The organism is Actinocatenispora thailandica (assembly GCF_016865425.1).
Lineage (GTDB): Bacteria > Actinomycetota > Actinomycetes > Mycobacteriales > Micromonosporaceae > Actinocatenispora > Actinocatenispora thailandica.
Window position 1 is genome coordinate 6,820,485 of the sequence record NZ_AP023355.1, and the last position, 18,900, is coordinate 6,839,384.

Here is an 18,900-nt window from a genome sequence, read left to right on the forward strand (position 1 = left end):
TTACTAAGCGGACAACACCATGATCAGGGTCGGGGCGGTCAGGGGCGCTGGGCGGCGACGAGGTCCCGGGCCTCGCGCCGGGAGGAGACGGCCGGGGGCGAGCCGCGGAGCGGCTTGCGGGCCGTCTCGCGCATGAAGAACACCGCGACCCCGCCGATCACCGCGGCGGCCATCAGGTAGAACGCCGGTACCATCGTGCTGCCGGTGGCGCTGATCAGCGCCTCGTTGACCAGCGGTGTGGTGCCACCGAACAGCGACACCGACACGTTGAACCCGATCGACATCGCGCCGTAGCGCACCTTCGTCGGGAACAGCGCCGGCAGCGCGGCCGGCATCGTCGAGGTGAAGCAGACCAGCAGCAGGCACAGCACCAGGACGCCGGCGAAGATCGTGCCGACCGTGGCTATCCGCATGAGCAGGAACGCCGGCACCGACAGGACGAAGAACCCGATGCAGCCGGCCATCAGCACCGGGCGCCTGCCGAGGTGGTCGGAGATCCGGCCAGCGAACGTGATCACCACCATCATGAGCACCATGCACACCAGCACGATCAGCAACCCGGGCGTCTCCCCGAAGCCGAGCGCCGCGTGCAGGTAGCTCGGCAGGTACGACAGCAGCATGTAATCGGTGACGTTGAAGACGAGAACCAGCCCGAGGCACAGCAGCATCGCGCGCCACTCGCCGACCAGGATCTCCCGGTACTCGTGCCGTTTCGGCTTCTGCTCGTCGCTCTGCTTCTTGTCCGCGGTGATCTTCTCGTACGCCGGGGTCTCCTCCAGCCGCAGCCGCAGGTACAGGCCGACCAGGCCGAGCGGCCCGGCGACCAGGAACGGCAGCCGCCAACCCCAGGACAGCATCGACTGCTCGGACAGTGCCGCGGACAGCAGGGTGACCAGGCCGGCGCCCATCGAGTAGCCGGTGAGGGTGCCGAACTCCAGCCAGCTGCCCATGAACCCGCGGCGCCGGTCCGGCGCGTACTCGGCGATGAAGGTGGTCGCCCCGCCGTACTCGCCGCCCGTGGAGAACCCCTGCACCAACCGCGCCACCAGCAGCAACGCCGGCGCGACCAGCCCGATCGTGGCGTAGGAGGGGATGAACGCGATGCTGAACGTACCGGCGGCCATCGTGATCATCGTGGTCGCGAGCACCCGCTTGCGGCCGATCCGGTCACCGAGCGGGCCGAAGAAGAGGCCGCCGATGGGCCGGACCAGGAACGCCGCGGTGAACGTGGCGAACGTCGAGATCAGCTGCGCCGCCGGGTTCCCGCTCGGGAAGAACACCTTGCCCAGGGTCACCGCGAGGTAGCTGTAGACGCCGAAGTCGAACCATTCCATCGTGTTGCCGATGGCCGCCGCGGCGACCGCGCGCCGCAGCGTGTCCGGGTCGACCACGGTGATGTCGTCGACGGTGAGGCGCCGCCGGTGGCTGCCGGCGAGCCGGCGCGGATCGAGCCGTTTGGACCCTGCCATGGCGCCCCCCGGCTCGCTCGGCAGCGGACCGCTACCGGTCCGCTGGCCGAACTACCCCGCCGGCGGCAGATCAATCCCTCCGTTCCGCGGATCCGCCGATCAGGACAATTCCGTCATACTTCGCGGGAGCACGCGGTCAGCTCGGCACGGCGCGCGGCGGGCCCGCGCCGCGGGACAGCCGGTACGGGCAGCCCGCGGGGCGGGCGAGTCGGCACGGCCAGCGCGCGGCGGGCGAGCCGGCACAGCCAGCGCGCGGCAGAGCAGTCGAGCCCGGTCAGCGCGCGGCAGGGCAGTCGAGCCGCCAGCGCGCGGCAGGGCAGTCGAGCCGCCAGCGCGCGGCAGGCAGTCGGGCCCGGTCAGCGCCCGCGCCGGGCGAGGTAGACGACATCCGGTTCGCCGCGGGAGACCTCCACCGGCAGCACCCGCACGTCGTGGAACAGCCCGCCGAGCGTCGCCTCGAACGCCGGCACCGCGGCGGCGCTCCACACCGCGAGGGTGCCACCGGGAGCGAGGGTGGCCCGTACCGCGGTGAGGCCGGCGACGTCGTAGAGTGCGGCGTTCCCCGGTACGACCGTCCACTGTGGACCATTGTCGATGTCCAGGCAGACCGCGTCGTACCGGTCCGCCGGAGCCTCCGCGTGCAGCCACCGCACCAGGTCGTCGACCACCACCGTGACCCGTGGATCGGCCAACGCGTCGCCGGAGAACCGGGACAGGTGCGCGCGCTGCCACTCCACCACCACCGGCTCCCGCTCCAGCACGGTGATCTCGGTCAGCCGCTCGTCCGCCACCGCCTGCGCCAGCGAGAACCCGACCCCCAGGCCACCGATCAGCAGCCGCCGCGGCGGCTCACCCGCCGCCAGCGCCTCGGTGACCAGCAGCCGCTCCGACCGGCCGTCCGAGGTGTCCATCAGGAACGTGCCGTTGCTGATGATCTCGTACCGGTCGGCCTGCTCGTCCCGGCGCAACACCAGCTCACCGCGCGGCGTGTCCCGACGTTCGATGGTCTCCACGGACGTCGAGCCTAGGTGCCGACGGCGGCCGGATGCCGGTCGGTGCCGGACGTCGGATTACCTGTCGTGCTCTAGCAGCCCCCACCCTCACCGGGGGCTCCCCGCTTGCCAGCCTATCGGGGTGTCCGGGGGCCGGCGCGGGGCGCGCGCAATCTGTGGACAACGCGCACCCCTGTGGACAACGCGGTGCGGACGGTCGCCGCGAAACGACCCAGCCCCGGCGGTACGGTGGCGACGTGCATGCGGTGATCAGGAACGCGGACGGCGGCCCCGAGGTGCTCGACTGGGCCGAGGTACCGGATCCGACCCCCGGCCCGGGTGAGGTCGTCATCGAAGTCGCCGCGGCCGGTGTCAACCGCGCCGACATCCAGCAGCGCCGCGGGCTCTACCCGCCGCCGCCCGGCGCACCCGAATACCTCGGCCTGGAATGCTCCGGCCGGATCTTCGCGGTCGGCGCCGACGTGACCGACTGGCAGCTCGGCGACGAGGTCTGCGCGCTGCTGCCCGGCGGCGGGTACGCGGAGCGGGTCGCGGTCTCCGCCGACACGGTGCTGCCGGTACCGGCCGGTGTCTCGCTGCGCGACGCGGCCGGCCTGCCCGAGATCGCCTGTACCGTCTGGTCCAACCTGGTGCAGGCCGGACGGCTGGCCGCCGGTGAAACGCTGCTCGTGCACGGCGGCGGCAGCGGCATCGGTACCTTCGCCATCCAGCTCGCCCGCGCCCTCGACGCGGTGCCGTACGCGACGGCCCGCACCGTCAAGCACGACGCGTTACGCGCCCTCGGCGTCGAGGAAGTGTTCGACTACACCAGTACCGACTTCGTCGCCGCGCTCGCCGACGCGACCGGCGGCCACGGCGCCGACGTCATCCTGGACCACATCGGCGCCAAGTACCTGACCCGCAACGTCACCGCGCTCGCCCGCAACGGCCGGCTCGTCGTCATCGGCTTCCAGGGCGGCCGTACCGCCGAACTCGACCTCGGCCTGCTGATGGCCCGCAACGCGTCCCTGACCGTCACCGGGCTGCGCGCCCGGCCGCTGCCGGAGAAGGCGGCCATCGTCGGCGAGGTGCGCACCCAGCTGTGGCCGCTCATCACCTCGGGCGCGATCCGCCCTGTCGTCGCCGACACGTTCCCGCTGCCGGACGCCGCCGAGGCGCACCGCGTGATGGAAGCCAGCTCTCACCTGGGCAAGCTTCTTCTTACCCGCTGACCGTGAGCGGCTGCGGGGTGGCAGGCCACCGCAGCCGGCGGTGTGCTGGCTGCCGCCGTGTTCTGTGCGCCTGGGGTGCGGGTGTGAAGGCCACCTCTGTTCGCCGCTGTACCCCCACATCCGGGGGCGGCGCCGCTTCGGGGTTGCGGTGTGAAGGCCACCTCTGTTCGCCGCTTTGACCCCGCGTGGGGGGATGCGAGGAGAGGGCTTCGCCCCCTCCTCGCGCTCCTTCCCCGCCAAGGGGGAAAGCCCCCTTGGCGATCCCCCACCCAGCCCCCGGAACGGCTGCCCCTCGACGCCGAGCAACCGTCGAACAAGGACGGGGTCCGGTCCGGCCTTCCCACCACGACACCGCCCGCCACGCCCAACCGCCCGCCGCGTCGAGCCGACCGCGGCGCCCAGGCCGCGCAGACCGACCACCAGCACCACACGAGCTTCCGACACGAGCCAGGCGGCGTCCCGACCCAGCCACCGGACCCCGACCTTCCGACACGGGTCAGGCGGCGTCTGGACCCGGGCACCGGGCCCCGACCTTCCGAAGCGAGCCAGGCGCAGTCAGGATCTCGTCTCTGTTTGTCCGGCCGGGGGATCGCTAAGGGGGCGACGGCCCCTTAGCGGGGGAGGGGTGTGGGGAGGGGGCGAAGTCCCCCTCCCCACGCTCCCCCACGCGGGGTCAAAGCGCGAACAGAGGTGGCCTTCACACCCCGCACCCCGAACACACAGAACACGGAGGTGGCCTTCACCCCGCCAGCCCATGGGGTCGCCTTTGCACTGCGCACCCAGGCGGTGGCCTTCACACCCGCAGCCCGAGCGCACGGTGCCGCCGCGGGTCGCCGTTCAGCGCAGGGTGAACTGACGACCCAGCAACCCCTGGCGGGACCTCCGCTCCTCGGCGGTGAGCGGCTCGGCGGCCGCCAGGTACCGCTGGTACCCGTCGCGGACCGTGCCGAGCGGCGTCTCCCAGTCGGAGGCCGGCCGATCGATCGGCACGTCCCACACCGGGACGAGCAGCCCGTGGGCGCGGAACATGCCGGCGAACCGGGTGCCGTCGCCGAGGGTCAGCTCGCCGGCGGCGGCGAGCTTGGCGAGCGCGTCCAGCGCCGGGTCCTCGTCCTCGGCGAGCACCCACCGGACGTGCGCCTTGTCGGGCACCTGGCACCAGTAGGCGCCGGGCGCCGCGGCGAGCTGCTCGGTCGGGTAGATGGACTCGTTGGCCTGGTCGAGGCTGGCCTTGACGTTGGGGTCCTCGTCGGCGCCGGGGGCGATCCAGAAGTCGAACCCGGTCTCGATGGTCACGTCGAGCGGACCGTCGGCCAGCACGTCCTGCAGCCGCGGGCCGGGGCCGGGCAGTGCCGGCACCCCGACGGTCTGGCCGACCTCGGTGTCCAGCGCGCTGAGCAGCGACGCGGCGATGTCGCGGCTGACGTCGCCGGACTGGAACTGGCGTTGCAGCCCGACGAGCACCGTCCCGTCGCCGCGGACCATCGCCGGCCATGCCATCGGCAGCACGGTGGCGAGGACGACCTGCCGGTCCGGGTACTTCGCCGCGTACTCCGCGGACAGCTGCAGCGATGCGGTCGCCGCGGGGACCAGCTCCCGCAGCGCCACCCAGTCGGCCTCGCTGGCCAGACCCTCGAATGGACGCGCGACGAAGATGTCGCGCACCTTCTCCCGGCGCTCGGCGCGGGAGGCACTGTTTCGGCGACGCTTGCTCACGGCACGCCAGCCTATGCGGTTACGCCCGGTGACCCGCAACCGGCATACGGTACGCGATCGGCCGATCGCTCACCGGGACGCCCGCGCCACCGCCGGCCCGGCGGAGCCGCCGCGCCGGGCGACGAGGGCGGCAGCCCTCAGACGGCGAGCCTGCCGTCGCCGGGGGCGGCAACCAGCTCGGCCCACACCCGGCGGCGACCATCCTCGGTCTGGACACCCCAGCGGGTGGCGAGCGCGGCGACGATCTGCAGGCCACGGCCGTCGACGGCGTCCCAGTCGGCGGAGCGCAGCGTCGGCGTCTCGGCCGAGCCGCCGTCGATCACCGCCACCTGGACCCGGTCCGGCAGGACCGACCAGGACACCTCGACCGAGGTGTCCCGCAGCGCGCGGGCGTGTCGGGCGGCGTTGCCGACCAGCTCGGACACCACCATCACGGCGTCGCTGGCCAGCTCGGCTTCGACGCCGGCGGCGCGGAGACCGGACAGCAGGCGGGTACGGGCGAGGCTCGCGCCACGGGCGTGATGCGGCACGAAGGTGTGCCGGGCACGCTCCCCAACGCCAGCTGTCACGTTCACGCCTCTCCCCAGACGTCACATGCCTGCGCGAGGCAACCGTACCTCAGCGACCGTTCCGTCCGGATTACGCCGCCGTAACGACACCTCGCCATGCTGGCCCTCCACGATCCGACGTACCAGGTAAAGCCCGAGGCCAACGCCGCCGAACCGGCGCCGATCGGTCCGTTCCGCCTGCCAGAAGCGGTCGAAGACGCGGCCGGTGTCCTCCGGCCGTACCCCGATGCCGCTGTCGGCTACCTCGAACCACACTGTGTTGTCGTCCGCACCGGCCGTCAGCGTTATCACTCCGCCATCAGGCGAATATTTGTGGGCGTTCTGGACCAGCTCCGTCAGTACGGTCGGCACGCTGTCCGGATCGCCGTACGCCGGGGGCAGCCGGTCCGGCAGCACCGTCCGCAGCCGGGCGGCCTCCTCCGAGCCGAGCCGCGCCACCGCCCCGGACAGCGCCGCCAGCAGGTCGAACTCGCGCGGTTCGAGCAGCGCGTCGACCCGCTCCTCGTCACCGCCGAGCAGCAGCCGGTCCACCAGGACGGCGAGCCGGTCGGCGCGCTCGTGGATGGCCCGTACCAGGTCCCGCCGGGTGTCCTCGCCGAGCTGGTCCCACCGGCGGTGCAGCGTGTCGACGTACCCGCGGATCACCGTGACCGGGGTGCGCAGCTCGTGGCTGGTGGTGGCGACGAACAGGTCCTTCGCCCGTTCCCGCCGGCGCGCCTCGGTGACGTCCCGGAACGTCACCACCTGGTCGGTGGACCCGGCGAGCGCGGTACAGGACACCGACAGCACCCGGCCGTCGGCGAGGTCGAGTTCCACGGTGCGGCCCGGCGGCGGTACCGCGAACGGCACGGTGCGGCCGACCGCCTGCGCCGCGGTGCGCCCGGTGATCACCTGCGCCGCGGGGTTCCAGCTGCGTACCGTGCCGTCGGCGGCGACCACGGCGAGGCCGTCGGCGAGCGCGGCGACGAGCGGGTCGGTCGCCGGCGGGCAGACCACGCCGAGCAGCCGGGCCACCAGCCGTACCGCGTCCTGGTCGTCCCGGTCGAGTCGCTGGTCCGGGCGCAGGTGGACGCGCAGCACCCCGGCCGGGCGCCCTTCGGCGTCCGGCACCGCGACGGTGACCGTCCCCGTCGCATCGGCCGACGGGGTGCCCCCGGCCATCTCCGGCGTACCGGTGCTGCCCAGCGACCAGGCCGCGCCGGGGCTCGCCGCGACCACCCGGGCCACGCCCTCGCCGGGGACGGCGAACGTGGCGCCGGCGGCACCGAGCGCATCGGACAGGGCGATGAGCAGCTCCCGTACCGCCGGTTTCGGGTGCCGGCCGGCGTCGGTGGCACGCAGCACGCCGGCGATCAGTACGGGGAAGTCCACGGCCATCGCGGTCGAGTCTTGCCGGCCGGCAGGCAGGACGCAACCGCGCGGCGGCGACTTCGCCGCTCATACCTCAAATACGCCGGTTTGGTGCACCGGATAGGGGCAGACGCGCCGCGGTGGACCAGGTCAGATGATGCGCGGCGCGTCCTCGCCGGTGCTCTCCAGCGCGCGGTCGGCCGCGGCCCAGGCGCGCATCCCACCGTCCACGTTGCGGACCTGGTCGAACCCGTTGCCCAGCAGGTACGCGGTGACCTGGGCGGAGCGGCCACCGGACCGGCAGATCACGTACACGTCGTCGTCCATCGGCACCTCGCCCAGCCGGGCGGGCACGTCCTGCATCGGCAGGTGGTGGGCACCCGGCGCGTGCCCGGCGGCCCATTCGTCCGGCTCCCGAACGTCGAGCAGGTACGCGTCCGCCGGGACGTCGGCGGTCGACACGGTGGGTACCTCTGGTGCGAACACGATGGGAGCCTCCTGATGGTCGTCTCCCGCAACGTATACCGCGCCGGACCGGCCGGCCAGGCGGGCACCGCGCCCGGTCGGCCACGCGGGCACCGCCAGCGGGCCACCCGGGCACCGTCAACCGGCGTTCTTGTTGACCAGGGTGGGGTGCGCCGCCGCCCAGGTCGCGAGATCGTCCTCGCGGATCGCGGTGAACAGGCTGCGGCCGGTGTCGTCGAGTTGCTGGATCGCCTGCCCGTCCGGCGAGTACCCGTCGATCTCCGGCAGCCGCAGCATGGTGATGTCCGAACCGGAGATGTTGTGCAGCGAGAACACCAGGTCGGGCAGCGGGGTGCCGTTGGTGTCGACGGTGAGGTCGTCGCCGACCGCGCGGATCACCCGGTCCAGCTTCGCCGGATTCGACGACAGCCCCTGGCGCTCGGCCTCCCCGGCCGCCGCCTTGATCAGCTGCTGCTGGTGTCGCTGCCGGCCGTAGTCGCCGTCCGGCAGGTCCTCGCGCTGCCGCACGTAGTCGAGTGCCTCGGCGCCGGTGAAGTGGTGGCAACCGACGGTGAACAGCCGTCCGGTGTGGATCGACCTGCTGCGCTCGTCGACGCACAGCCGGATCCCGCCGAGCGCGTCGACGACCCGGTCGAACCCCTGGAAGCTGACGATGACCATGCCGTCCAGCGACACACCGGTGAGCTGCTCGACGGTACGGGCGGTCAGCTTCGGCCCGCCGAAGACGTACGCGGCGTTGATCTTCGCCGTGCAACCGGCACCCTGGCCGCAGTCGTCGATGGGTACCCACAGGTCACGCGGGATCGAGATCAGGTACGCGTGCCGGTGGTCGGCGGTGACGTGCGCGATCATGATCGTGTCGGACCGGCCCAGGTCACCGGTGGTGTCGGTGGGCCGCTTGTCCGATCCGAGCAGCAGGTAGTCGAACGCGCCGTCGATCACCTCGTGCCCCGACGACCCGTCGATCAGGTCCGCCCGGTGCACGCTGCTGTCGTACCGGTGCAGCAGCGCGGCGCCGGCCGCCATCGTGCCGCCGGACAGCACCAGCAGCACCGCGCCGACCCACACCAGCAACCGGGCCCACAGCGGCGACTTGCGCCGCCCGTCCCGCCCGGTCCGCGCCCTGGCCACGGCCCGCCTCCCCGTCGCCGGGGCAGCGATCGGCCCCGGCACGAGTCATTGTGTGTCGGGGCCGTCGCGCTCCGTCTCGGAAGTGCGGGTTGTTACTTCTTCTGAGGGTTGTCCTTCAACCACTTGGCGACGCTGTCGTTGGTGACCGCGTCGTACAGCGAGGACGCCTTCTGCTTGTCCGACAGCACCACGCTCTGCCCGTCCATCGTGCCGGTGCCGTCGTTCGGGCTGGTCAGGAACGTGATGTCGTTGCTGCGCAGGTTGCGGAACTGCACCGCCTCGTCGATCAGCTGGAAGCTCTTGTCCACCTGGATCACCTTGACGACCGCCTGCAGGAAGTCGTTCAGCTTCTTCGGGTTGGACAGTGTGCCGCTGCTCGCCGCCTTGTTCAGCAGCGCCTTGAGGAACTGCTGCTGGTGCTTCTGCCGGGCGAAGTCGCCGGTGGCGAACTGGTACCGCTGGCGGCAGTAGTCGAGGGCCTGCGCGCCGTCGAAGGTGTGCCAGCCCTTGGTGAACTTGCGGTGCGGCGGATGGATCGACGTGATCGTCTGGTCCACGTACATCCGGACCCCGCCCAGCGCGTCGGTGACCTGCTGGAAGCCCTGGAAGTTCATGATCGCGACGTGGTCGATCCGGACCCCGGTGAAACCCTCCACCGTCTTGACCATCAGCGGGGTGCCGCCCCAGGCGAACGCGGCGTTGATCTTCGCGTTGGTGCCGCCGCCGTTGGCGCCCTTCATCTCCGGCACGTACACCCAGGTGTCGCGCGGGATGGAGACCACGTAGGCGTGATTGTGGTCGGCGTCGATGTGCAGCAGCATGATCGTGTCGGTGCGCGGCTTCTCGCCGCTCTTCTTCCAGCTCGTGCGCATGTCGCTGCCGAGCATCAGGATGTTCTGCGCGCCGTCGACCTTCTTCGCCGGCCGGCCGCCGGTCAACCCGGCGAACGCGTCGGTGCGGTGCAGCTTGCTGTCCAGCGAGCTGGCGTACGCCCAGACGCCGACGGTGCCGACGCCGGCCAGCACCACCAGCGCCAGCACGATGACCAGGATGCGCCGGCCCCAGCGTGGCCGGCGCTTGCCGCGGTACTGGTTGCCCCCGCCGCCCCCGCCGCCACCGCCCGGGCGCCGCGGGCCGCGTGGGCCGCCGGGGCCGCCGCCGCTGGGGGCGGGCCGGGCCGAGCCGCGGGCTGGGCGGCTCTGCCCGCCCAGGTAGCTGCGCGGCACGGTGCCGTGCGACATCCCCTCGCGGCCGGGTGTCCGGCCGGAGCGGACCCGGGCGGAGCCGCGCGCGTTCGGGGGTGTGGAAGCCATGGACCCAGCGTACGGGCAGTAGTCCCGGTACGAATGGCGCCACGACGACAGTACCGGCAGATCGGACAGCTGCCGCGGCTCGCGATCATGCCGCTGACGAGCGAAGACGCCCGGGAAGCCGGCGGTACCTCAGAGGTTGCTGCGAATTTCGCGGCGCGGCGGTCGCCGCCGGGCGGCCGGGACCCACCGTGCTTGGTCCCCCCGGACCACCCGACCGCCCCGCGACGACCTGTCTGCACACCCACACCCGCCGGCCGGCGGCGGGCCCCCGGTGGTGCGTCGTGATGCGTGCCGGCGGCCCCGGGAGCCGAGAGGCACGCAATCGAACCTAATCAGGGCCGGCGTTCCACCGCAGGGACCAAAGTCCCGGAAAGCGCCGATGTTCGGCGGATCCACCCGATGCCGCCCGCGGCTCCGGTAGCGGGCCGGATCGGACGGGACGCGATCAGGGGGTGCCGACCGTCAGGTAGCGGCCACGGCGGTACACCAGGGTCGGTTCGTCGGCGGCCAGCGTCACCTGCCGCACCGTCGCGTCGATTCGCCGGCTCCAGCCGACCTCCGCCGCCCCGTCGTACCGGCAGCCGAGCCAGCTGGTGCCCGCGGCGAGCACCGGCCCCCACTCGGTGTCCGTCCAGTCCTGCTGTGCGAACAGCCCGCCCGGCGCCGGGGCGAGGCCGCCGAACCGGTCGGCCAGCACCCGGTGCCGGTCGCCGAGCAGTTGCACGGCGAACCGGCCGGTCGACTCGATCGCGTCGGCGAGGTCGCTGTCCGGGTCGATCATGCCGACCAGCCGGGCCGGGTCGCCGTCGACGACCAGCGTCGACGCGACGGTCAGCCCGGCCCGGCCACGCCCGGCCCCGGTGGTCCACAGCGTCACCGGTACCGCGAGCCGGCCCCGGAACCGGCGCAGCGGGTCGCGCTGGCCGGCAGGGGTCGCGTACGGGTGCTCGGCGTGGATCTGCGCACCGGGTTCGTCCATCCCGCCATTCTCTGCCGCCCGCGGCGATGACCGACGGGGTACGGCCGGTCAGCTCGCGGTCTCGGAACGGAACGTGTGCCCCAGCTCCGCTCCGAGCCCGAAGTAGTGCCGGAAGTTGTAGATCAACGGTTGCCACCGCGCCGGATCCACATGGTCGGTGCCGGGTACGACCAGTTCCGCCGCGGCGTGCACCCGCAGCACGTCGGCCTCGACGATCACGAACGACTCGTCCTGCGCCGGCCGCACCCGCCCCGCCCGGGCCTCCAACTGCAGCGGGCACTCGGCGACCCGCGGCGGCCGGACCAGCTCGGCCGGTGCCGGTGTCAGCCCGGCGGCGGCGAACTTCGCCGGCTCGTACCGGAACTGGCCGGCCTTGGCGGCCGGCACCGGGTCGCGGCCGGTGAGCGGCGCGAGCCGTTCCACCGCCCGCCACAGCGCCGGGCCGGGCAGGTTGATCACCAGGTCGGGGCGCTGCGCCAGGTTCACCGCGGTCTGGCCGGCGGCGCCGAGGCCGAGCACGACGGTACGGCCGAGTGCCCACGCCGAGGACATCGGCGCCAGGTTGGCGGTACCGTCCGCGTTCTCGGTGGACAGCAGCACCACCGGGGTGCCGAAGTACAGGATGTTCGGCTCGATGGTCAGGTGCGGCCCGGGCGACTGGGTGGGGGCCGGGGCGGTCGGTGCTTCGGTCATGCGGCGACGCTAGGACGCGGACCGTTCGGCGCCCGCCGAAGCGTTCCGCGCCGGGAGTCGAAGCGGGCAGCCGGGTCAGTAGGCGCCGCGGCGGGCCAGCACCACGCCGAGGGTGCGCCAGAGGATCAGCAGGTCGAAGGTGAGCGACCAGTTGTCCACGTAGTACAGGTCGAGCCGGACCGCGTCGTCCCAGGACAGGTCGGAGCGGCCGGACACCTGCCACAGCCCGGTGATGCCGGGCCGCACCAGCAACCGGCGCCGTACGTCGCCGAGGAAGTCGCCGTCCTCCGCCGGCAGCGGCCGCGGGCCGACCAGCGACATCTCCCCGAACAGCACGTTGATCAGCTGCGGCAGCTCGTCCAGCGAGGTGCGGCGGAGGAACCGGCCGATCGGGATGACCCGCGGATCGTTGCGGATCTTGAACAGCAGCCCGTCGGTCTCGTTCTGGTCGGCGAGCAGCGCCAGCCGCTCCTCGGCGTCGGAGTACATGGTGCGGAACTTCCACACCTGGAACTGGTTGCCCTCGCGGCCGACCCGCGGCTGCCGGAAGAACACCGGGCCCGGGTCGGAGATCTTGATCGCGATCGCGATCACGGCGAACAGCGGGGACAGCACCAGCAGGCCGAGCGCCGAGGCGACCCGGTCCAGCAGGTTCTTCGCCACCCAGCCGATGCCGGAGATCGTCGGCTCTTCCACGTGCAGCAGCGGCAGGCCCTCGACCGGCCGGATGTGCACCCGGGGGCCGGCGACGTCGGTCAGCTGCGGCGCCACCACCAGGTCGATGCCGGTGCCCTCCAGCTGCCAGGCCAGCTTGCGCAGGCCGCCCTCCTCCTGCCGGGCGGTGCCGCACATCGCGATGGTGTCGGCGCCGATCTCGCCGACCACCTCGATCAGGTCGCGCCCCGCGTACAGCGGGACGGGCGCCTCGACGCCGCGCGCGCCGGCCCGGCCCTCGGTGAGGAAGATGCCGGTCGGCACCAGCCCGGCGTTCGGGTTGCGGGTGATCGCCCGGTACACCTCCATCGCCTCCGGCAGCGTGCCGACCAGCAGCAGTTGCTGGGAGGCGCCGCCGCGGCGACGGATCACGTACAGCACGATGCGGGCGACGCAGCGGGCGAACAGCACGTAGCCGAAGGCGGTCAGCAGCGCGGTACCGACGGAGATCCGGGACAGGTCGTACTTGAACGCCATCACCACGAACGACACGACCGCGACGACGATCAGCCCGCCGCGCACGACCCGCTTGAACTCCTCGGTCCCGATGCCGAGGTAGCGACGTTCGTACGCACGGCTGCCCCAGAACGTGATCGACCAGCCGAGCGGCAGGACGATCAGCCCCCAGACGTACATCGAGACCGGGTGCACGGTGAAGCCGTCGCTGAAACCGGCGTCCGGGTGGTCGGTGACCAGGATCGAGGTCAGCCCGCCGAGCGAGGTGAGGATCAGCTCCACGAGTGCCAGCACCAGCGCGTACGTCCGGTCCCAGCTCGGCCGGCGCTTCCGGTCGCGCAGCCAGAAGGAGCGGGTGATGCCGTTGTTGTCGTGTCCGTTCGGTGACATCTTCCGCGCCGCTCGTGTCGTCGCGGGCTCCGTCTTGGCCTGGCCCGGTGTGGTGTCCGGCCGTTCGAGGCTCGTGGTCACCTCTGTGTGCCCTCCCGCACCCCGCGCACCGTGATCGTCAGGGCCATCAGTGTGCCACGGGTTGCTGTGTACTCCCCGTGACCCGCCCGACCGCCGCAACCGGCCCGAGCCGCCGAAGCGGGCCGGGCGTGCGCGACGCTGCCGCTCGTCGCTCACCTGATCACTTCAGCAACCTGGACATCCGGCGGTCGGCCAGCGGCCGACCGGACGTCTGGCACGTCGGACAGTACTGAAGGCTGGTGTCGCTGAACGACACCTCACGGACAGTATCACCGCAAACCGGGCAGGGAAGACCGGCCCGGCCGTGCACCGCCAATCCGGATCGTTTTTCTGCCTTCAATGTTGCGGAGCGTTGCCCCACGGCTCGTTTCAGTGCATCGGTCAGCACCGCCCGCATCGCCTCGTACAGCCGGGACACCGCCGCCTCGTCGAGCCGGTCGGACAGCGCGAACGGGGACAGCTTCGCGGCGTGCAGGATCTCGTCCGAGTACGCGTTGCCCACGCCGGCGAGCGTCCGCTGATCGGTGAGCACCCCCTTGATCTGACGGTGCGTACCGGCGAGCAGCTCGGCGAACCGCTCCGCGGGCACCTCCAGCGCGTCCGGCCCGAGCCGCGCGACGCCCGGTACCTGCAACGGGTCGGTGACCACGTAGGCGGCGAGCCGCTTCTGCGTACCGGCCTCGGTGAGGTCGAAGCCGGACCCGTCGTCGATGCGTACCCGCAGGGCGATCGGGCCCTTGCCGGGGCGCGGCGGGGTGGCCGGCAGCGAGTCGCGGTAGTGCAGCCAGCCGGCCCGGGACAGGTGCACCACCAGGTGCAGCTCCGGCGTGCCGGAGAAGCGGACGTCGAGGAACTTCCCGTGCCGGCCGGCGCCGGCCAGCTCGCGGCCGACCAGCGCCGACAGCGGCGGGTCGTAGGTTTTCAGGGCGCTGAACGCGACCGGGTCGGCCCGGTCGACCCGGTGCCCCGCGGCGCGCTCGGTGAGGTAGGCGGCCAACGCCGCGACCTCCGGCAACTCCGGCATCCGTCCAGTTCAGCAGGTCGACGCGGCGCCGTCCAACCGGTCGGGCAAAACGGGTCGGTAGGGTCTGGACGCACGGTTGGTCGGCGAGCGGGCAGGGGAAAACCGGTATGAAGGTTGTCATCGCGCACAACCTCTACTCTTCGGCGCAGCCGTCCGGGGAGAACGAGATCGTCGAGGCGGAGTCGCGGCAGCTCGCCGCGGCCGGCATCACCGTGCTCCCGCTGCTGCGCCGGTCCGACGACATCGCCGCGCTGCCGGCCGCCCGCAAGGCGCTGCTGCCGTTCTCGCCGATCTACAACGCCGGCGCGCAGCGCGAGCTGACCGCGCTGATCCGGCGGGAACGCCCGGACGTGCTGCACCTGCACAACCCGTACCCGCTGCTGTCGCCGTGGGTGGTCCGGACCGCGCACCGGCACGGGGTGCCGGTGGTGCAGACGGTGCACAACTACCGGCACGTGTGCGCCGCGGCGACCTACTTCCGGGACGGGCATCCCTGCCACGACTGCCTCGGCAGGCGCTTCCCGACGCCGGCGATCCGGCACTCCTGCTACCGCGGGTCCACCGCGCAGTCGGTCGTGATGGCGACCACCCTGGCGGTACACCGGCCGACCTGGCGCAGCGTCGACCGGTACGTGGCGCTCGCTCCGCACCTCGCCGACCACCTGAAGACGTTCGGCATCACCGACGAGCAGATCACCGTCAAGCCGAACGGGATCCCGGACCCCGGGCCGCTCGACGACAGCACCGGCGACGGCTTCCTGTTCTTCGGCCGGCTCACCCCGGAGAAGGGCGTCGACCTGCTGCTGGACGCCTGGCAGCGGCACGCCGACGGCGATGCCGGCACGCTGCGGATCGCCGGCGACGGCCCGCTGCGGGGCCGGGTCGAGGCGGTGGCCGCCGCCCGTGCCGACGTCGAGTACCTGGGCCTGGTCGACCACACCGAGGTGGTACCGGGGCTGATCCGCGCGGCGAGCGTCGTGGTGGTGCCCTCCACGTACGCGGATGCGCTGCCGACGGTGATCCTGGAAGCGCTGGCCAGCGGCCGGCCGGTGCTCGGCACCGACGTCGGCGGCACGCCCTACCTGCTGGGGCTCGACCCGGCGCACCAGCCGGCCGACCCGGCGCCCGGCTGGGTGGTCGAGCCGGAACCGGCCGCGCTGGCCGAGGCGCTCGCGATGGCCCGGCTGCGCGCGGCACCGCTGCGGCCCGCGGCCCGGCACCGCTACCAGACGGCGTTCGCCCCGGACGTGCTGCTGCGCCGGCTCATCGACCTGTACGAGGAGGTCGCCGCGGACACCGCCACGGCGACCAATCAGGACGTTCGGTAGATGTCTGCCCGATGATCCACGTCGAGGACGTGCACCGTGTGCGCACTCTCGTCGATGCGGTAAACGATGCGATAGGTCCCGCGCCGCGCGCCATGACAACCGGTTAGCGGGCCGAACAGGGGTTTGCCGACCCGATGCGGGTTGGCAGCCAAGGCGCCGGCACAGAACTCCAGCACGGCGGCAGCCACGGACTCGGGGAGGCGCTGGCTGATCGCGCGGCGGGCGGACGACTGGAAGCGAACCCGGTATGGATCGTCAGAGCTCATGCGCCGGTGGCTCGGCGGCGGGCCAGGTCAGCACGCATAGTTTCGAGATCCACCCCTTCGTCTCCACGGCCGAGTTCAGCCAAACTCTCGGAGATCCGGGCGACCGCGTTAGCGTTGCCCAGGATCTCCAGAGTCATCTCCAGCCCTTCAAGATCGTCAGTCGACAGCAACACGGCCTCGGGCTCGCCGTTGCGGGTCAACGTGATGCGTTCGTGCTCCCGACGCACTCGACGGGCTAGTTCAGAAAGATGCGCCTTGGCCTCCGACAGAGGCACGGGCGTCGCTGCGATCGTCATGGTCCTGATGTTACCTCGTGCTGGTCTGAATATCGACCAACACGGGCCCCTTCTCAGGGGTGGATCTTCTCGCCGGCGGCGAGCATCGCGACGAACTTCTCGATCCGGCGGACCCGCGTCTCGGGCCGCTTCGCGTCCTGGATGCGGTGCAGCACTGCGTAACGGTTCTGGCTGTCCAGGGTGGCGAAGAACTCGGCGGCCGCCGGCTGCTGCTCGAACGCGGCGGCCAGGTCCGGCGGGATCGTCGCACCGGCGGGCCCGTCGTACGCCGCGTCCCACCGGCCGTCCGCGCGAGCGGCGTCGATCGCGCGCTGCCCGGCCGGCAGCATCCGGCCCGCCTCGATCAGCGCCTCGGCCTTGGCGCGGTTGCGCTTGGACCACTTGCTGCGCGGACCGCGCGGGGTCCAGCGCTGCCGGTACGACTCGTCGTCGATGCGGCGCACCTGACCGTCGATCCAGCCGACCCGCAGCGCCTCCTCCAGCGCCTCGTCGTAGCGCACCGTGGGGCGACCGGTCGCCTTCTTCGCGAACCGGATCCACACCCCGGTCGCGGTCTCGTGCTCGGCCGCGAGCCAGTCGGCCCACTCCGCCTGGTCGGCGAAGCTGCGCTCCTCCTCGTCCATGCCGCCGACCGTACCGCCCCGGTCCGACAACCCGCCCGGCTCGGGCCGAGCCGGTTGCCGCGCGCTCACCTCGGCGGCGGCGCCTCGCTGCTCGCCGTGCCTGCACCGCCGGCGGGGCCGGGCGGCACTATCGGTCGATCGGCAGGTCCGGCACGCCGGACCGGTCCGGGCGGGTGACCAGCGGCGCCCGCAGCTGCGGCAGCAGCGGCGGCCCGACCAGTGGTACCAGATTCCACGCCACGGTCGCGCCGGCCGGGCCGACGGTGACCCGGACCCGGCTCGGGCTGGTGACCACGACCAGGTCGGCCACGAAGACCGAACCCTGCCAGGCGCCCGCGGCCGCCACCGGGCGCCCCAGCGGCGCGCTCGACCACCAGTCGCCGTGCCCGACCGGTACCTCGAACGCCTCGGTACCGGCCTCGATCCGCATCGTCCAACCACCTGGCCGCGGCTCGACCCCGATCGACGACCCCGCCGGCAGTACCGGCCCCGTCGGCCCGGGCTCGGCGGACGCCGGCGCGGTGTCGTCGGCGGCGACGGTCGCGGCGGCGCGGCGGTCGGGGCGATGCTCGCCGGGCACCGGCGGCAGCGCGAGCCGCGCCAGCCGGTCGGCCAGCTCGCGCTCCGCCCGAGCCACCGCGGCCGGCCCGAGCCGGTCCGGCGCCGGGCCGTCCGCCGAGCCACCCGCGTTCGCGGCCGGATCGTCCGACGCGCCACCGCCCGCGCCGTCGGGGATCGCGGCCGGATCGTTCGCCGGGCCGGGGCCCGCCCCGCGGGGTGCCGCGGTCGGCGTGCCGTCCAGCGCCGGGAGCAGGCAGTCCCACACGGCGTCGAGGATGACCTGGGTCCGCCAGGTCGCCGCGGTGACCGCGACCACCAGGCCGTACTCCGGTACCACCAGGCAGAGCTGGCCCATCGCACCGTCGCCGCGGTAGCCGTGCCGGGACCGCCAGAACTGGTACCCGTAGCCCACCAGCCAGTCCGCCTCCCGGGTCCCGTCCGCGAACTGGCGGGTCCCGACGTGCCGCCGGGTGGCCAGCGCGACCCACTCGGCCGGTATCAGCTGGCGGCCCTGCCACCGGCCGCCGCGCAGCAGCAACTCGCCGAACGCCGCGACCGCCTCGGTGGTCAGGTACAGGCCGTGGAAGCCGAACGTGGCGCCACCGCGGAGCCGTTCCCACGTCACGTCGGTCACGCCCATCGGGCCGAACACCCGCTCCGCCAGCAGATCCGGCACGGTACGGCCGAGGGCCCGCTCGATCATCCGGGTCAACAGGTACGTGGTGGTGTTGTCGTAGGCGTGCCGAGCCCCGGGCGGCTCGTCCGGCGGCAGGCGCAGGAACCCGCGCACCAGGTCGTCGGGTTCCAGCGCCCAGGCCCGTTCCAGCGTGTCCGACCGGTGCCCGGTGGTCATCGACAGCAGGTGGTGCACGGTGAGTTGGGCGGCCCGCGGCGACACCGACTCCGGTACGTGGTCGGGCAGCACGTCGACGATCCGGTCGTCCAGCCGCAGCCGGCCGGACTCGATCGCCAGCCCCACCGCGATCGAGCCGAACGACTTGGTCAGCGAGTAGAGCAGGTGCGGCCGCTCCGGCGAGTACGGCGTCCACCAGCCTTCCGCGACGACGTGCCCGTGCCGCACCACCATCAGCGAGTGGCACTCCACCCCGGCCGCGGCAACCCGCTCCAACAGCGCCGACACCCCGTCGGCGGCAGTCCCCGCCGCCGCCCGCGGCAACACCCGATCGCTTCTCACACCCGGAATTCTCGTCCGCCCGGCCACCGATTTTCC

The 18,900-nt window shown here is 72.7% G+C and carries 18 protein-coding genes; 2 read left to right on the forward strand and 16 right to left on the reverse strand.

Going from position 1 to position 18,900, the window contains the following annotated elements:
* Nucleotides 1-38: 38 nt before the first annotated feature.
* Together proP and Athai_RS30795 are read right to left on the reverse strand one after the other, a co-directional pair.
* On the reverse strand, nucleotides 39-1,469 hold the full coding sequence (proP, locus tag Athai_RS30790; protein ID WP_203964727.1) for a glycine betaine/L-proline transporter ProP: 1,431 nt from the start codon (nucleotides 1,467-1,469) through the stop codon (nucleotides 39-41).
* A gap of 356 nt (nucleotides 1,470-1,825) precedes the next feature.
* Nucleotides 1,826-2,482 (reverse strand): spermine/spermidine synthase domain-containing protein, encoded by a 657-nt coding sequence (locus Athai_RS30795; RefSeq protein ID WP_203964728.1) that lies wholly within the window; start codon nucleotides 2,480-2,482, stop codon nucleotides 1,826-1,828.
* A 236-nt stretch (nucleotides 2,483-2,718) separates the two neighbouring features.
* On the opposite strand from Athai_RS30795, the gene Athai_RS30800 reads away from it, so the two are divergent.
* Nucleotides 2,719-3,693 (forward strand): NAD(P)H-quinone oxidoreductase, encoded by a 975-nt coding sequence (locus Athai_RS30800; protein WP_239157275.1) that lies wholly within the window; start codon nucleotides 2,719-2,721, stop codon nucleotides 3,691-3,693.
* Nucleotides 3,694-4,530: 837 nt separating this feature from the next.
* Here Athai_RS30800 and Athai_RS30805 read toward each other — a convergent pair.
* The 10 genes from Athai_RS30805 to Athai_RS30850 form a co-directional block, all read right to left on the reverse strand.
* A complete protein-coding gene (locus Athai_RS30805; RefSeq protein ID WP_203964730.1) occupies nucleotides 4,531-5,409 on the reverse strand; it encodes a DUF5926 family protein in 879 nt (292 codons plus the stop codon).
* 137 nt (nucleotides 5,410-5,546) lie between these two features.
* On the reverse strand, nucleotides 5,547-5,978 hold the full coding sequence (locus tag Athai_RS30810; RefSeq protein ID WP_203964731.1) for an ATP-binding protein: 432 nt from the start codon (nucleotides 5,976-5,978) through the stop codon (nucleotides 5,547-5,549).
* Nucleotides 5,979-5,999: 21 nt separating this feature from the next.
* A complete protein-coding gene (locus Athai_RS30815) occupies nucleotides 6,000-7,355 on the reverse strand; it encodes a PAS domain-containing sensor histidine kinase (RefSeq protein WP_203964732.1) in 1,356 nt (451 codons plus the stop codon).
* A 123-nt stretch (nucleotides 7,356-7,478) separates the two neighbouring features.
* A complete protein-coding gene (locus tag Athai_RS30820; RefSeq protein WP_203964733.1) occupies nucleotides 7,479-7,814 on the reverse strand; it encodes a rhodanese-like domain-containing protein in 336 nt (111 codons plus the stop codon).
* A gap of 117 nt (nucleotides 7,815-7,931) precedes the next feature.
* On the reverse strand, nucleotides 7,932-8,945 hold the full coding sequence (locus Athai_RS30825; protein ID WP_203964734.1) for an LCP family protein: 1,014 nt from the start codon (nucleotides 8,943-8,945) through the stop codon (nucleotides 7,932-7,934).
* A gap of 92 nt (nucleotides 8,946-9,037) precedes the next feature.
* Entirely contained in the window at nucleotides 9,038-10,186 is a 1,149-nt protein-coding gene (locus Athai_RS30830) for an LCP family protein (RefSeq protein ID WP_476692260.1), read from the reverse strand.
* A 517-nt stretch (nucleotides 10,187-10,703) separates the two neighbouring features.
* Nucleotides 10,704-11,237 carry a flavin reductase family protein gene (locus Athai_RS30835; protein ID WP_203964736.1) on the reverse strand — a complete coding sequence of 178 codons (534 nt, stop codon included), beginning with the start codon at nucleotides 11,235-11,237 and terminating at the stop codon, nucleotides 10,704-10,706.
* Nucleotides 11,238-11,285: 48 nt separating this feature from the next.
* On the reverse strand, nucleotides 11,286-11,930 hold the full coding sequence (locus Athai_RS30840) for a flavin reductase family protein (protein ID WP_203964737.1): 645 nt from the start codon (nucleotides 11,928-11,930) through the stop codon (nucleotides 11,286-11,288).
* A gap of 75 nt (nucleotides 11,931-12,005) precedes the next feature.
* A complete protein-coding gene (locus Athai_RS30845; protein WP_203966501.1) occupies nucleotides 12,006-13,490 on the reverse strand; it encodes a sugar transferase in 1,485 nt (494 codons plus the stop codon).
* Between the two features lie 241 nt (nucleotides 13,491-13,731).
* Nucleotides 13,732-14,595, reverse strand: a complete 864-nt coding sequence (locus Athai_RS30850; protein ID WP_203964738.1) for an Fpg/Nei family DNA glycosylase — start codon at nucleotides 14,593-14,595, stop codon at nucleotides 13,732-13,734.
* 107 nt (nucleotides 14,596-14,702) lie between these two features.
* Between Athai_RS30850 and Athai_RS30855 the strand changes: the two genes are divergently transcribed.
* Nucleotides 14,703-15,923 (forward strand): glycosyltransferase family 4 protein, encoded by a 1,221-nt coding sequence (locus tag Athai_RS30855; protein ID WP_203964739.1) that lies wholly within the window; start codon nucleotides 14,703-14,705, stop codon nucleotides 15,921-15,923.
* Here the strand turns inward: Athai_RS30855 and Athai_RS30860 are convergent.
* From Athai_RS30860 to Athai_RS30875, 4 genes are all read right to left on the reverse strand, one after another.
* Complete coding sequence (locus Athai_RS30860; protein ID WP_203964740.1) at nucleotides 15,908-16,189, reverse strand: type II toxin-antitoxin system RelE family toxin; 282 nt, start codon at nucleotides 16,187-16,189, stop codon at nucleotides 15,908-15,910. The genes Athai_RS30855 and Athai_RS30860 overlap by 16 nt on opposite strands.
* The gene (locus Athai_RS30865) at nucleotides 16,186-16,485 is read right to left on the reverse strand and encodes a type II toxin-antitoxin system Phd/YefM family antitoxin (RefSeq protein WP_203964741.1); all 300 of its coding nucleotides are present in this window, start codon (nucleotides 16,483-16,485) and stop codon (nucleotides 16,186-16,188) included. The genes Athai_RS30860 and Athai_RS30865 overlap by 4 nt, the downstream gene beginning before the upstream one ends.
* Before the next feature lie 53 nt (nucleotides 16,486-16,538).
* Nucleotides 16,539-17,108 carry a YdeI/OmpD-associated family protein gene (locus tag Athai_RS30870; protein WP_203964742.1) on the reverse strand — a complete coding sequence of 190 codons (570 nt, stop codon included), beginning with the start codon at nucleotides 17,106-17,108 and terminating at the stop codon, nucleotides 16,539-16,541.
* 127 nt (nucleotides 17,109-17,235) lie between these two features.
* Nucleotides 17,236-18,864, reverse strand: a complete 1,629-nt coding sequence (locus Athai_RS30875; protein WP_239157276.1) for a serine hydrolase domain-containing protein — start codon at nucleotides 18,862-18,864, stop codon at nucleotides 17,236-17,238.
* Nucleotides 18,865-18,900: the final 36 nt, after the last annotated feature.